A 13695-nucleotide genomic window follows, 5' to 3' on the forward strand; every position below is an offset into this window, starting at 1 on the left:
CCTTCGCGGGTAAACCCGCTCCCACAGGTACTGCGAACGCAAATCCTGTGAGAGCGGGTTTACCCGCGAAGGGCTGCGGAGCAGCCCCATTGGTTTAGGTCTAGCAGCTTTGCCGATCAGGCGATCGCCGCGTCCACCAGCACCTGGGCTTCCTCTACCAGGCGCTTGAGGTGCGCCTCGTCGATGAAGCTTTCGGCGTAGATCTTGTAGATGTCCTCGGTGCCGGACGGCCGCGCGGCGAACCAGCCGTTGGCGGTCATCACTTTCAGGCCGCCGATGGCCTGGTTGTTGCCCGGGGCATGACTGAGGATCTGCTCGATCGGCTCACCGGCCAACTCGGTGGACTTGACCTGCTCCGGCGCCAGCTTGCTCAGCGCCGCCTTCTGCCGCAGGTCGGCCTTGGCCTCGACGCGGGTCGCGTAGGGTTTGCCCAGTTTGGCGGTGAGATCGGCGTAGATCTGGCTCGGGTTACGACCGGTACGGGCGGTCATCTCGGCGGCCAGCAGGGCCGGGATCAGGCCGTCCTTGTCGGTGGCCCAGACCGAGCCGTCCTTGCGCAGGAACGAGGCGCCGGCGCTTTCTTCGCCACCGAAGCCCAAAGAGCCGTCGAACAGGCCCGGCGCAAAGAACTTGAAGCCTACCGGCACTTCGTACAGCTCACGGCCCAGTGCGGCAGTGACGCGGTCGATCAGGCCGCTGGACACCACGGTCTTGCCGACGGCGGCGTCTTTGCGCCACTGCGGGCGGTGGCGGTACAGGTAGTCGATGGCCACGGCCAGGTAGTTGTTCGGTTGCAGCAGGCCGTCGGCGGTAACGATGCCGTGGCGGTCGTGGTCCGGGTCGCAGGCGAAGGCCACGTCGAAACGCTCGCGCAGGCCGATCAGGCCCTGCATGGCGTACGGCGAGGACGGGTCCATGCGGATCTGGCCGTCCCAGTCGACGCACATGAAGCGGAAGGTCGGGTCGACCTCGGTGTTCACCACTTCCAGGTTCAGCTGGTAGCGCTCGGCGATGGCCGACCAGTAGCGCACCCCGGCGCCGCCCAGCGGGTCGACGCCCAGGCGCAGGTTGGCGCCGCGGATCACGTCGAAGTCGATGACGTTTTCCAGGTCAGCGACATAGCTGTTGACGTAGTCATGGCGCTGGGTGGTCGCAGCCTCGAGCGCCTGCTGGTAATCCATGCGCTTGACCCCGGCCAGGTTGGCCGCCAGCAGTTCGTTGGCCTTGGCCTCGATCCACTTGGTCACGTCGCTGTCGGCCGGGCCGCCATTGGGTGGGTTGTACTTGAAACCGCCGCTCTGCGGCGGGTTGTGCGACGGCGTGATGACGATGCCGTCAGCCAGTTGCGCTGTACGGCCACGGTTGTGGCAGAGGATGGCGTGGGACACCGCGGGCGTGGGGGTGTACTCGTCGTCCTTGCTCAACCGCACCTGAACGCCGTTGGCGGCCAGCACTTCCAGCGCGCTGGCAGCGGCCGGGGCGGACAGCGCGTGGGTGTCGGCGCCGATGAACAGCGGGCCGTCGATGCCCTTTTCCTGGCGGTACAGGCAGATGGCCTGGGTGATGGCCAGCACGTGATGCTCGTTGAAGCTCAGCTCGAACGAACTGCCCCGGTGCCCCGAGGTGCCGAAGGCCACGCGCTGGGCCGCCACGGCGGCGTCGGGGCGGCCGGTGTAGTAGGCGGTCAACAGCCGGGGGATATCGACCAGCACGCTGGCCGGAGCCGGCTTGCCTGCCAAAGGACTGAGCGTCATGCGAAACCTCGAAAGCAACGAATGTTGGGGTTGGAACGCGAAGTGTACTGGGAGTTTCAACGCCAGGCGATGGGCGCGTTCAGGCGTATCGCCACCAGCTGGGAAACATCTGCCGCACCCGGGGTTCGGCGAAGCGCTCGTCGATCAGCAGCAGCACGCCACGGTCCTGGTCGCCACGGATCACCCGGCCGGCGGCCTGGATCACCTTGCGTACCCCCGGGTACAGGTAGGCGTAGTCGAAACCGGCACCGAACTGCCGCCCCAGGCGCTGCTTGAACTGCTCGTTGACCGGGTTGACCTGGGGCAGGCCCAGGGTGGCGACGAAGGCGCCGATCAGCCGTGTACCCGGCAGGTCGACGCCCTCGCCGAAGGCACCGCCGAGCACGGCGAAACCGATGCCCTGCCCGTCCGCCACAAACCGCGCCAGGAAGGCCTCGCGCCCGGCCTCGTCCATGCCCGGCGCCTGGCGCCACTGGGGCAGCCCGGGGTGGCGTTCGGCCAATAGCCGAGCGACCTGCTCGAGGTATTCGAAACTGCTGAAGAACGCCAGGTAATTGCCGGGTTGACGTGCATACTGCGCGGCGATCAGCTCGACGATCGGCGCCAGCGAGGCCTGACGCTGCTGATAACGGGTGGACACTTCACTGACGATGCGCACCTCCAACTGCTCGGCCCGAAAGGGTGCGGCCACTTCCAGCCAGGCGGTGTCGGCCGGCATGCCCAGCAGGTCGCTGTAGTAGTGCCGGGGGTTGAGCGTGGCGGAGAACAGCGTGACGCTGCGCGCGGCGCTCATCCGTGGCCCGAGCAGGCGCGCCGGCACCACGTTACGCAGGCACAGGGTGGCCAGGCGCCGGCCGCGTAAGCCATTGCGCTGGCTGATATCGAACAGGAAGTGTTCATCGAACAGCTCGGCGATACGGCTGAACTGCAACGCCTGGTAGAAGAACTCCAGCACCTTGGGCTCCACTTCGGCGGGCGCCTGGTTCATGCGCTCCTGGATCAGCCCGATGCACTGCGCCAGCGCGCGCAGAAACGCCTCGGGCAACTGCTCGCCGGCCTGATACGGCGCCACCTGCGCCTTGTACAGCGCATTCCACTGGCGGTTCAGCCGGTCCAGCGCACTGCCAAGGCCCATCGGCTTGGCCTGGCGCAGCGCCTGCAACTGGCCTTGGTCGAGGCTGGCGCTGTACATCTGCCGGCCGCGCTCGACCAGGTTGTGCGCCTCGTCCACCAGCACGGCCGTGCGCCACTGGTTGGCCTGGGCCAGGCCGAACAACAGGGCATGGGCGTCGAAGTAGTAGTTGTAGTCGGCCACCAGCAGGTCGACCCAGCGCGCCATTTCCTGGCCGAGGTAATACGGGCATACCTGGTGTGCCAAGGCCACCTCGCGCAGGGCCGCACGGTCGAGCAACGGCACTGCCGCTGCCGCCTCACGCGCCGTCGGCAAGCGGTCGTAGAACCCCTTGGCCAACGGGCAGGACTCACCATGGCAAGCGTTCTCGGGGTACTCGCACGCCTTGTCGCGGGCAATCAGCTCCAGGGTGCGCAGGGCCGGCTGGGTGCCGTCACGGGTGAGCTGGCGCAAGGCATCCAGGGCCAGCGCACGGCCCGGGGTCTTGGCGGTGAGGAAATACAGCTTGTCCAACTGCTGGGGCACCACGGCCTTGAGCAGCGGGAACAGGGTGCCGAGGGTCTTGCCGATGCCGGTGCTGGCCTGGGCCATCAGGCAGCGGCCAGTGCTCACCGCCTTGTACAGGGTTTCGGCCAACTGGCGCTGGCCATGGCGCAGCGCTGGATAGGGGAACGCCAATGCCTGCAAGCCTCGGTCGCGCTCGGCCAGGCGCTGCTCCTGGGCCCTTGCCCAGGCGAGAAAGCGCTGGCACTGGGTATGGAAGAACTGCTGCAGATCGGCGGCGCTGTGGCGCTCGCTGATAACCGTCTGGCTGTCGCTGTCGATATCCAGATACACCAGCGCCACCTCGATGTCTGTCAGTTGCCGCGCCTGGCACAGCAACCAGCCATACACCTTGGCCTGAGCCCAGTGCAGCTGGCGGTGGTTGTCGGGCTGGCGGGCCAGGTCGCCACGGTGGGTCTTGATCTCCTCCAGGCGGTTGCCCTCCGGGTCATAGCCATCGGCACGGCCGCGCACACGCAGGCCCTGGTATTCGCCCTCCAGCGCCACTTCGGCCTCGTAGCCGGCAGCACGCCGCGCCACCACCCGGCGATGGCCGGCGATGCCCTCCTGGGCGGTCGGGGACGGGGTGAAGCGCAGGTCGAGGTCGCCCACCTTGGCGCTGAACTCGCACAGGGCGCGTACCGCTACCGTATAGCTCATGGCGCCGACTGCCAGCGCACATGGCAGACCACCACCGGCAGCCCGTGCTCTTTGCAGAACGCCAGCCAGCGCAGTTGGTTGTCCTGCAGGCGGTCACCCGGCCCCTTGACCTCGACCATGCGATAGCGCCCCTCGTCGGGCCAGAACTGGATCAGGTCGGGCATGCCGGCGCGGTTGTTGCGGATATCCTGCAACAGGCGCACAAAGCACGCTTTCAAGTGCGCGGCGGGCAGGCACGCCAGGGCCTGTTCGAGCAGCGGTTCATCGAGCATCTGCCAGAACACGAAGGGTGACTGCAGGCCCTGCTTGGCGCTGAAGCAGGCGCGGATCGCCTGCCCATGGCTGCCATCGTCGAGCCGCCCCAGGCACTGTTCGAACAGCGCTGCGCGGCGCTGCTGGAAGTCGCCATCGTGCAGGTCTTGCGGCCCGCTCTGGAACGGGTGGAAGAACGCCCCTGGCAACGGGGCGAAGATGGCGTCCCAGCAGAGCAAGCCGAACAGGCTGTTGAACAGGGTGTTCTCGACGTAGTGGGCCACGCCGCCGTCCTGCTCCAGGTGCCGGCGTACCGCCTCCTCCACCCCGAAAACCGCAAGCTCGGCCGGCAGCTCCAACTCGATCACCTGCACCGCATCGCTGCGCCGACGGGGTTGCGCCGGCCCGCCAAGCTTGCGCGCCAGGCGCGGCAGCATGCGCTCCAGGGCCTGACGCTCGAGCGGGTTGGCCGGCGCCGCCGCCATGTCGGCCGCCAGCGCGTGCGCCTGGGGCCACTGCTCACTGCGCTCGAACACCCGCACCTGGCGGATACGTGCCTCGGGATGGATGCAATCGCCATACACCTGCAGTGCCAGGTCCCATTCGCCCAAACGCTCGCAGTGCTGCCCGAGATTGAACAGCAGCCGCGCACGCCGCCGGGCGAGCCAGGGGTTGTCGCTGCCCAGCCCGTCGAGCGTCGCCAGCAGCATGGCGGGCGCCTCACCCTGCTCCAGGCGTTCGGCGCACTGGTGCAGGGTCATGGCCAGCTCGACCTCGCTGCGCTGACGCAGGGCCCGTGAATCTTCTGCGAAGGCCACCTGCTCGTAGCGCAACAGCCCGAGGTCGGCGAGGACGAACTCCGACCAGTCCTGGTAGAGGTTGCCGAAAAACAGCAGGCGCAGGCGGTCACACAGCGGCTGCAAGCGCCAGTGGATGATCTGTGTGGGGCAATCGGGGTACCACGCGGCGAGCGAACGCGGCGCCAGTTGCAGCGCCTGCAACTGCGCCAGCAGTTCGGCCTTGCCCGCCTTGGGCCGGCTGAGCTGCCCGGCAAAACAGTGCAGCGCCTCGTCCTTGCGCAGCAGCGGCCACAGCTGCTCCAGCGTCAGCGGCGCCTCGGCATCGACCCAGCCCAGGCCCAGCAAGGGAGCCAGGGCGCTGTCGGTATCGCCGATCTCGTCGTAATTGAGTTTGTCGCTGCGAAACAGCTCGCCCTTGCGCATGACCATGCGCACCAACAGGGCCTGGGCAGGCGCCGGCAAGCCGGCGAAAGCGCGGATGAACCCGTGCTCGTGGGCATCGAGCAGGTCGGCGTAACGCTGTTCGACCCAGTTCAGCACCTGGCGGAAGTTGTGCAGGTAGTAGAACGGGTCATCGACGGAATGGGCAATCACGGTGCGGGATCGGGCGCGGGAAATGGACACTGGTTATACATACAGACCCCAAGGCTAAGCAAGTGCCGTGGGTCGCGCGCTTGGTAACCCGCCGTACGCCGGATGCGGTAACAAACCTTAAACAAGACTGTGACATTTTTTTTCAGCCTGCTTACCAGGTACCTCGGCATGGGTAACGGCCTGCCCGGATTCGGTCATGGAGCTGCGAGATGAAGGTTACGGTTTTCGGTACGGGTTATGTGGGCCTCGTCCAGGCGGCATGCCTGGCTCAGGTGGGGCATTCAGTGCTGTGCATGGACGTTGACGCCGAGCGGATCGCCACCTTGAGCCAGGGCCATTGCCCGCTCTACGAGCCGGGCCTTGCGTCACTGTTGAAACGGAACCTGGCCTGTGGCCGCCTGAGTTTCACCACCGACGCCGCCAGGGCGACCCATTTCGCCCCGTTGCTGTTCATCGCGGTCGGCACCCCGCCCCAGGCCGACGGCAGCGCCGACCTCAAGCACGTGTTCGCGGTGGTCGACAATATTCTTGAACATGCCGATCACCCCAAGATCATCGTCAACAAGTCCACCGCGCCGGTCGGCACGGTGGACCGCATCAAGGCGCGCATCCGCCAGGCGGTCGCCAATGCCGAGCACTATCGGGTGATCAGCAACCCGGAATTTCTCAAGGAAGGTTCGGCGGTCGACGATTGCATGCGCCCGGAGCGCATCATCATCGGTGGCGCCGGGCCGTCCGAGCTTGAGCTGCTGCGCGAACTGTACCTGCCGTTCAGCCGCAACCGGGAAAAGCTCATGGTCATGGATGCGCGCAGCGCCGAGCTGACCAAGTACGCCGCCAACTGCATGCTGGCGACGAAGATCTCCTTCATCAATGAAATGGCCAACCTGGCCGAGCACCTGGGCGCGGATATCGAGATGGTCCGCCGCGGCATCGGCTCGGACCCGCGCATCGGCTACGACTTCATCTACCCCGGCTGCGGTTTTGGCGGCTCGTGCTTCCCCAAAGACCTGCAGGCCCTGAGCAAATGCGCCGAAGCCGAAGGCTTCGAACCGCAACTGCTGCGCGCGGTCGAGTCGGTGAACGCGCGCCAGAAGAACCGGCTGTACGCCAAGATCGCCCGGCACTACCCCGATGGCCTGCGCGGCAAGGTCTTCGCGCTGTGGGGGCTGTCGTTCAAACCCAATACCAATGACATTCGCGAGGCCTCCAGCCGGGTCCTGCTCGAAGCTCTGTGGGCTGCCGGCGCCCGGGTGCAGGCCCACGACCCGCAGGCCATGGAGGAGATCCAGCGGCATTACGGCGCGCGTGCCGACCTGCAGCTGGTGCCGTGCAAGGACGATGCGCTGCAGGGTGCCGATGCGCTGGTGATCGTCACCGAGTGGCAGGACTACCGGGTGCTGAACCTGGACCAGGTGCCGCAGCTTTTGGCCGACCGGGTGGTGTTCGATGGGCGCAACCTGTTCGAGCCCGAGCACATGGCCGCCGCCGGCCTGACTTACTACGGCATCGGCCGTGGCCAGATGCCGCAGCCATGCCCGTACTGATCACCGGCGTCGCCGGCTTCATCGGCTTTCACCTCGCCCAGCGCCTGTGCCAGGAAGGCCTGGAGGTGGTCGGCATCGACAACCTCAACAGCTATTACAGCGTCGAGCTCAAGCAGGCGCGCCTGCAACAGCTGGCCCGCTGGCCGAACTTCCGCTTCCAGCGGCTGGACATCGCCGAGCCGGACGCCCTGCTCCAGCTGTTCGCCAGGCAGCCCTTCAGTGAGGTCATCCACCTGGCGGCCCAGGCCGGGGTGCGCTATTCGCTGGACAACCCAGGGGCCTATGGCCAGGCGAACCTGATCGGTTTTCTCAACGTCCTCGAAGCCTGCCGCCGACACCCCACCAGTCACCTGATCTATGCCTCCAGCAGTTCGGTGTATGGCGCCAACGCCAAGCTGCCGTTCAGCGTCGACGACCCGGTGGAACAACCGGTCTCGCTGTATGCCGCGAGCAAGCGCGCCAATGAGCTCATGGCGCACACCTACGCGCACCTGTGCCGTATCCCCGCCACCGGCCTGCGCTTCTTCACCGTCTACGGCCCCTGGGGCCGCCCGGACATGGCGCTGTTCAAGTTCACCCAGGCCATGCTCGAAGGCCGGCCCATAGAGGTCTACAACCACGGCCGGATGGCACGGGACTTCACCTACATCGACGACATCGTCGAAAGCATCCAGCGCCTGCGCGGCAAACCACCACAGCCGGCCGCAGGCCAACCGCCCTGCCAGCTGTTCAACATCGGCCGCGGCCAGCCGGTCAGGCTGCTGCAATTCGTCGAGTGCCTGGAACAGGCCCTGGGCATCCCGGCAACGCGTGATTACCTGCCCTTCCAGGACGGCGACGTGCTGGAGACCTGGGCGGACATCAGCTCACTGGCGCACTGGATCGACTACACCCCCAGGGTCTCGCTGGAACACGGCGTCGGCCAATTCGTCAGTTGGTACCGGGACTTCTACCGGATCTGAACCCCGCATTCACAACAAGAACACAGGTAGGCCCGATGACTGAACAGATCGACCTTTCGCTACTGATTCCGGCAAAGAACGAAGCTGAAAACCTGCCGGCGTTGCTGGCGGAAATCCGCAACGCGCTGCAAGGCGAGCGCTACGAGGTGCTGGTGGTGGATGACGGCAGCAGCGACCCGACCCTGGTCGTGCTGCAACAGCTGCGTACCCAGGGCTTTGAACAACTGCGCATCCTCCACCATGAACGCTCCCTGGGCCAGAGCACTTCGCTCTGGCACGCCGCCCAGGCGGCCCGTGGTCGCTGGCTGGCGACCCTGGATGGCGACGGCCAGAACGACCCGGCGGATATCCCTGGGATGCTCGCGCTGGTGCGTGCCAGCGAAGACCTGGCCGGTGGCATCAAGCTGGTGGCCGGGCACCGGGTCAACCGCCGCGACACCGCCAGCAAACGCTGGGCTTCGCGCTTCGCCAACGGCCTGCGCAGCCGCCTGCTCAAGGATGCCACCCCGGACACCGGTTGCGGGCTGAAGCTGGTCGAGCGCGCGGCGTTTCTGCGTCTGCCCTACTTCGACCATATGCACCGCTTCATCCCGGCGCTGATCCTGCGCCACAACGGCCGCATGCTGGTGCACCCGGTGAACCACCGGCCACGTCACGCCGGCACCTCCAAGTACGGCAACCTGGACCGCGCCCTGGTCGGCATTCTCGACCTGTTCGGGGTCTGGTGGCTGATCCGTCGCACCCGCCTGGGCACCCACCCGCAGGAGCTCGAAGGATGACCCGCGAAACCCTCTGGCTGATCCTCGGCTTCACCGGCCAGGCCGTGTTCACCGGCCGCTTCGTGCTGCAGTGGCTGTACAGCGAGTACAAACGCCGCAGCGTGATCCCGGTGGGCTTCTGGTACCTGAGCATGCTCGGCAGCGCCTTGCTGCTGATCTATGCCATCTACCGCCAGGACCCGGTGTTCATCATCGGCCAGGCCTTCGGTTTTCTGGTCTACCTGCGCAACCTGCAGTTGATCGCCCGGCTCAAAGAGCAGAAGGAATAGCCCTTGCCCAGGTTCACAACCCCAAGCGCCCAATGCCTGGCGCTGGTCGCCCTGGCGTTGCTGCTGGTCGGTGCCGGCATCGGCTGGCGCCAGCCGATGAACGTCGACGAAGAACGCTTCCTCGGTGTCGCCCTGGAGATGCTGCAGAGCGGCAACTGGTTCATCCCGCACCGTGCCGGTGAAATCTACGGCGACAAACCACCCTTGTTCATGTGGGCCGTGGCCTTGTTCAGCGCCTTGACCGGCTTGCCCAAGGTCGCCCTGTACCTCCCCGGCCTGCTCTCGGCAGCCACCACCACTGCGGTGCTGTACGACCTGGGCCGGCGCCTGTGGAACAAGCGCATCGGTTGCATCGCCGCCTTGCTGTTCCTGGCGACCTACCAGAGCTACAGCATCCTGCGCACCGGGCAGATCGACAGTTTCCTCGCATTGTGGGTCGCGCTGGGTTTCTACGGTTTGCTTCGCCACCTGCTGCTGGGCCCGGCCTGGGGCTGGTTCTATGCCGGCTGCGCGGCCATGGGCCTGGGCATCATCAGCAAAGGTGTGGGCTTTGTCCCGGCGCTGATGCTGATGCCCTATGCCTGGGCCGTGCACCGGCGCTGGCGGGGCGTGGTGGCCATGCCTGGCCAGGGCTGGCGCTGGAGCCTGGGGCTGCTGTGGCTGCTGGCCGGTTGCGCGGTGTGGCTGCTGCCACTGCTGCTGACCATCGCCCATGGCGGCGGCGCGGCAGAGCTGGCTTACCTGAAAGAGATCCTGCTGCGCCAGACCGCCAACCGCTATGCCAATGCCTGGGACCACCGCGAGCCGTTCTGGTACTTCTTCGCCAAGGTCATCCCCAAGTACTGGCTGCCGCTGGTGCTGGCCCTGCCCTGGCTGGTACCGGCCTGGCGCCGGCAACTGCTCAAGCATGACGGGCGCTTGCTGGTGCTGCTCGGCTGGGTGGCACTGGTGCTGTTGTTCTTCAGCCTCAGCAGCGGCAAGCGCAAGCTCTACATCTTCCCGGCGCTGCCCGGCCTGGTGCTGGCCATCGCGCCATTGCTGCCCTGGTTGCTCAAGCGCTGGTTCCAGCGCCGGCCGGGCTGGCGCAAGGTGTTTACTCTGGTTGCCGTGGTGTGGTTCTGCCTGTGGTTCGTGCGCGGCCTGGTCGAGCCGATCAAGGAGGGCCGCAACCCCCACGAAACCCTGATGGTCGATGCCGCCCGTGCCACCGGCGGCGCCGAACTGGTGCTGGTCAACTGGCGCGAAGGGCACTGGCTGTTCGCCCGCCAGCCGATCGTGCACTTCGGTTTCGGCAGCCACTCCTCCGCGGACACGGCCGTCTATTGGTTGCGCCAGCACCCCGCCGCGTTCGCCCTGCTGCCGGCGACCGAGCTGGGCCGCTGTTTCAGCGCCGACAAGGCGCGCAAGCTGGGTGATACCTCGCGCGCCGAGTGGTATGTGGTGGGGGCCGATGCCGATACCGGCCAATGCCAGCCGGCCCCCCCCAAACAGGTCTACCAATTTGCCTGGGGCGCCATGCCCCTAGACCGGCCCACAACAGGGTTAGAAATCCACCGTGGCGGATAGCTGCAGGGTGCGCGGATAACCGGGCGAGATCGCGCCATAGGACGCGACGCCAGACCAGTATTCACGGTCGAACACGTTCTGTACCGTCGCCCGGAACGTCGTCGGGCGCCCGTCGATATGGGTGGTGTAGCGGCCACCGACATCGAAGCGGGTCCAGGCGTCGAGCTCCTGGGTGTTGGCCTGGTTGATGTACTGGCTGGCGGTGTAGATGGTGCCACCGGTCAGGGTGAAGCCTGCCAGCCACGGTGTATCCCACTCGCCCCACAGGTTGGCCTGCAGTTCAGGCACGCCCACCGGCTTGTTGCCTTTGTTGGCGGCAGTGGCCGAGTCGGTCAGCTTGCCGTCCATCGCGGTCACGCCGCCCATCAGGCGCACGCCCGGGCTGACTTCGCCGAACATGCTCAGCTCGACGCCACGGTTACGCTGCTCTGCCTGTACCGAGAACTGGTTGCCGGCACCCAGCTCGCCGCTGGGCTTCTCGATCTGGAACAGCGCCAAGGTGGTCATGAAGCTGTCGCGTTCGAACTTCACGCCCAGCTCATGCTGCTTGCTGGTGTAGGGCGCGAAGGCTTCACCGGCGTTGGCGGCCGTGGCCGGCGCGATGTCACCCTTGCTCAGCCCCTCGACGTAGTTGTAGTAGAGCGAGACGTTGTCCCACGGCTTGACCACCACCCCGACCACCGGCGTGGTGGCGCTGTCGTCGTAGCGCGACGACACCGCGCCGGCCGCGTTGTAATTGCGTGATTCGATGTCCTGCCGACGCACGCCCAGGGTCAGCTGCAGCCGGTCATCGAGTACGGCCAGGGTGTCGGTCACGGCCAGGCCGCTCAGTTCGGACTCGGAGATGCGCAAGACCTTCGGTGCATTGATGTGCTGCTTGGGCACATCGACCGGGTGGTAGATGTTCGACAGGATCGCCGTGCCGTTGTTGATGCCGCGGGACATCTCGTCCTGATAACGGGTGGCCATGACCGTCACGGTGTGGTTGACCGGGCCCGTTTCAAACAGGCTGCGCAGGCCCACATCAGCGGTGGAGCGGTCGACGTTGAACTTGTAGTAACCGGGGATATTGCTGGTATCGCCGGCCGCATTGAGGATTCTCGGCACCTGGTCGGACATGCGTTTTACATCGGCCTTGCCGCCGCCGGCATGGGCAAACGCGGTCAAGGAATCATTCAGGTCATACTCGCCGCCGAGCAATGCGGATTGCTCACGGGTGTTGGACCAGCCCCAGTCCTGGGGCAGGTTGGTACGGCCATTGGCGGCCGACGGTACGTCGATGCCCGGTGCCACGGTGAAGGGCCGCGAGGCGGCATCCCATTTTTCTTTCTGGCTGATGAAATCGAGGTTCAGGCGCAGGCGCTCGCCTTTGTAGTCCAGGGCAATGGCGCCGATATCCAGGGCGCGCTGCTGGTTGTCGATGGCGGTGTCGCCTTGGGCAAGGCTGCCGTTGAAACGCACGCCCCACTGTTTGTCCTCGCCGAAGCGGCGGCTGATGTCGAGGTGGCCACCGGCCTGGCTGTCCGAGCTGTAGCTGGCGGTGACGCGCGTCAGGTCCTCGGCCAGGGCGCGCTTGGGCACGATGTTGATCACGCCGCCGACACCGCTGTTGGGCGAGATGCCATACATCAGGGCGCCGGGCCCCTTGAGCACCTCGACGCGCTCGGCGTACTCGGTGAATACCCGGTAGTTGGGCGCAACGCCGTAGACACCATCAAAGGCCAGCTCACCCAGGTTGCCCTCGCCCACCGGAAAGCCACGGATGAAGAACGAGTCGACAATGCCGCCGGTCTGCCCGGTGGAGCGCACCGACGGGTCGCGCTCCAGCGCATCGGCCACGGTCACCGTCTGCAGGTCGGCCAGGGTCTTGGCGGTGTAGCTGGTAACGCTGAAGGGGGTGTCCATCACGTCCTTGTTGCCCAGCATCCCCAGCCGCCCGCCGCGGGCCACCTGGCCGCCGGCAAAGGCCTCCGGCAAGCTGTCGTGGCGCAGGCTGTCGGCTTCGATGTTGGTGGCGGCGAGCGTCAGGCCATCGCCTTGCTGCGCCAGCTTGACCAGGGTGTAGTTGCCGTTGCCCAGGGCCACCAGCTCAAGGCCGCTGCCGGCCAGCAAGCGGGCGGCACCGTCCTGTAGCGAGTAGCTGCCGTTGAGGCCTGCGCTGTGCAAGCCATCGGTCAGCGCCGGCTCGAACGACAAGGCGATCTGCGAGGCCACGGCAAAGCTGGACAGCACGCGGCCCAGCGGGCCGGGGCTGATGGCGTAGGCCTGGGTGGCCACGACGCTTTCAGGTTCCGCGAGTGCCACCTGGGTGCCTGCGACGCCGGCCACCAGGGCCAGGCTTATCAGGGCGTTACGGACTGCGGTGGCGAGCGCACGCTCGCCGTGGGGACGGCTTGCAACAGGCATGACAGGAGGGTCCTTGTGACCGGATAAGGAGAGGGTTCACTCCTGTTGCCAATCGAGATGGGGAAAAGTATCAGCTTGGGTTGAATAAATTTTGCGGGGTGGTTTTGAAGCACATTCCTTTGTGTGTTGGAGGCCCCTGGGCATGACCGGAGGTTTGCAGCGCCTATAAGATCGAGCGCCGCCCGCGCGGCGCATCGCTGGCAAGCCAGCTCCCACATCTGTTTCGGGCCAATTACTCCTGTGAAGGTACCGCTGCACGCCTTGGTGCATGTCTCAAGTCGGGTGAGGCGCCAGTAGTGCCCACCTCAATAGCGAGTCGTACAAACAAGGCGGACAGCGATGAAATCACAGGAGTGACTGGCCCGAAACAAATGTGGGAGCTGGCTTGCCAGCGATGCGCCGCGCGGGCGGCGCTCGATCTCCTAGGCGCA

Annotated in this window: 9 protein-coding genes; 5 read left to right on the forward strand and 4 right to left on the reverse strand. The window is 66.2% G+C overall.

Annotated elements, in window-relative coordinates; genetic code table 11:
• Positions 1-116 precede the first annotated feature (116 nt).
• The 3 genes from pgm to LOY51_RS14660 form a co-directional block, all read right to left on the reverse strand.
• Positions 117-1754, reverse strand: coding sequence for a phosphoglucomutase (alpha-D-glucose-1,6-bisphosphate-dependent) (gene pgm / locus LOY51_RS14650; protein ID WP_125858849.1), 1638 nt, complete (start codon positions 1752-1754; stop codon positions 117-119).
• Between the two features lie 79 nt (positions 1755-1833).
• Positions 1834-4089: an ATP-dependent DNA helicase gene (locus LOY51_RS14655; protein WP_258641751.1), complete on the reverse strand. Its 2256-nt coding sequence runs from the start codon at positions 4087-4089 to the stop codon at positions 1834-1836.
• Positions 4086-5735, reverse strand: a complete 1650-nt coding sequence (locus LOY51_RS14660; RefSeq protein WP_258641753.1) for a VRR-NUC domain-containing protein — start codon at positions 5733-5735, stop codon at positions 4086-4088. The genes LOY51_RS14655 and LOY51_RS14660 overlap by 4 nt, the downstream gene beginning before the upstream one ends.
• A gap of 209 nt (positions 5736-5944) precedes the next feature.
• Between LOY51_RS14660 and LOY51_RS14665 the strand changes: the two genes are divergently transcribed.
• From LOY51_RS14665 to LOY51_RS14685, 5 genes are read left to right on the forward strand one after another with little or no spacing between them, the layout of a single operon-like run.
• A complete protein-coding gene (locus LOY51_RS14665; protein ID WP_125858852.1) occupies positions 5945-7282 on the forward strand; it encodes a UDP-glucose dehydrogenase family protein in 1338 nt (445 codons plus the stop codon).
• The gene (locus LOY51_RS14670) at positions 7270-8244 is read left to right on the forward strand and encodes an NAD-dependent epimerase/dehydratase family protein (protein WP_258641754.1); all 975 of its coding nucleotides are present in this window, start codon (positions 7270-7272) and stop codon (positions 8242-8244) included. The genes LOY51_RS14665 and LOY51_RS14670 overlap by 13 nt, the downstream gene beginning before the upstream one ends.
• 35 nt (positions 8245-8279) lie before the next feature.
• On the forward strand, positions 8280-9023 hold the full coding sequence (locus tag LOY51_RS14675; protein WP_258641756.1) for a glycosyltransferase family 2 protein: 744 nt from the start codon (positions 8280-8282) through the stop codon (positions 9021-9023).
• The gene (locus LOY51_RS14680) at positions 9020-9292 is read left to right on the forward strand and encodes a lipid-A-disaccharide synthase N-terminal domain-containing protein (protein WP_258641758.1); all 273 of its coding nucleotides are present in this window, start codon (positions 9020-9022) and stop codon (positions 9290-9292) included. Before LOY51_RS14675 ends, LOY51_RS14680 begins: the two co-directional genes overlap by 4 nt.
• 3 nt (positions 9293-9295) lie before the next feature.
• Entirely contained in the window at positions 9296-10858 is a 1563-nt protein-coding gene (locus LOY51_RS14685; protein WP_258641760.1) for an ArnT family glycosyltransferase, read from the forward strand.
• On the opposite strand, the gene LOY51_RS14690 is transcribed toward LOY51_RS14685, so the two are convergent.
• Entirely contained in the window at positions 10835-13264 is a 2430-nt protein-coding gene (locus tag LOY51_RS14690; protein ID WP_258641761.1) for a TonB-dependent receptor, read from the reverse strand. The genes LOY51_RS14685 and LOY51_RS14690 overlap by 24 nt on opposite strands.
• Between the last annotated feature and the right edge of the window lie 431 nt (positions 13265-13695).

It is taken from the genome of Pseudomonas sichuanensis (assembly GCF_024749065.1).
Taxonomy (GTDB): domain Bacteria; phylum Pseudomonadota; class Gammaproteobacteria; order Pseudomonadales; family Pseudomonadaceae; genus Aquipseudomonas; species Aquipseudomonas sichuanensis.